At 68.9% G+C, this 717-nt stretch carries 1 protein-coding gene; it reads right to left on the reverse strand.

The window, feature by feature from the left end; translation table 11 throughout:
* Window positions 1-166: 166 nt before the first annotated feature.
* Window positions 167-717 (reverse strand): transposase (locus tag CR938_RS14325; RefSeq protein WP_162125624.1); only part of this gene is annotated, 551 nt, incomplete at its 5' end.

Consider the following 717-nt stretch of genomic DNA (forward strand, 5'->3'; position numbering starts at 1 on the left):
GGGCACTTCGCATAACCCCATTTCCGAAGGCTGAACCGGCATGAGGGCGCTCGCGTCGTTCAGTTCGGGGTTCTCGGTGCCGCTCAGGCCCCGTCATCGCAGCCTTGGCGGGCGCCCGAGGCCCTGCAAAACTGCGTTTGCAGGCTCAGCGGGCGCACCTCTGCCTTCATCGCGCACACCCGCACGGGTCATGGCGCACCAGCCAGACCAGCCGCTTGGCGTTGTACGCCGCGCACTTCAGCAGGATCGCCAGTTCGTTTCTCGCCAGCGTCATCGCCCGCACGCACTTGCCGCCCAACTGCTCGAGGCCGGCGAACACATGTTCGCCTCTGGCGCGGACGCGGTTGATCGCCTTGTTGCGCGCGTCCAGTCGCACGCGCCGCTCCTGCCCGGGCTTCGCACGCCGCGCGATGCCGTCCCGCAGCCCGTGGACCTGCAGCAACTCCCGGTTGGTCTGCGCGTCGTAGCCTCGGTCGGCCAGCAGCCGCGCGCCGGTGTTGGCGCGGTCCAGCACCTCCTTGAGCGTCTGGCCGTCGTCGGCGTTGGCCGGCGTGACCTTCGCCTGGCGGATCAGCTTGTAGCGCGCGTCCGCGTTGGCGTGCACCTTGTAGCCGTAGAAGCTCTTGCCGTGCTTCTTGGTCCAGCGCGCGTCGCGGTCGGTGTGCTGCAGCCGCTTGGCATTCCAGCCCTCGGGCCTGCGGCCTTCGTTGAGCGCTT

It is taken from the genome of Pseudoxanthomonas taiwanensis (assembly GCF_010093135.1).
Taxonomy (GTDB): Bacteria; Pseudomonadota; Gammaproteobacteria; order Xanthomonadales; family Xanthomonadaceae; genus Pseudoxanthomonas; species Pseudoxanthomonas taiwanensis.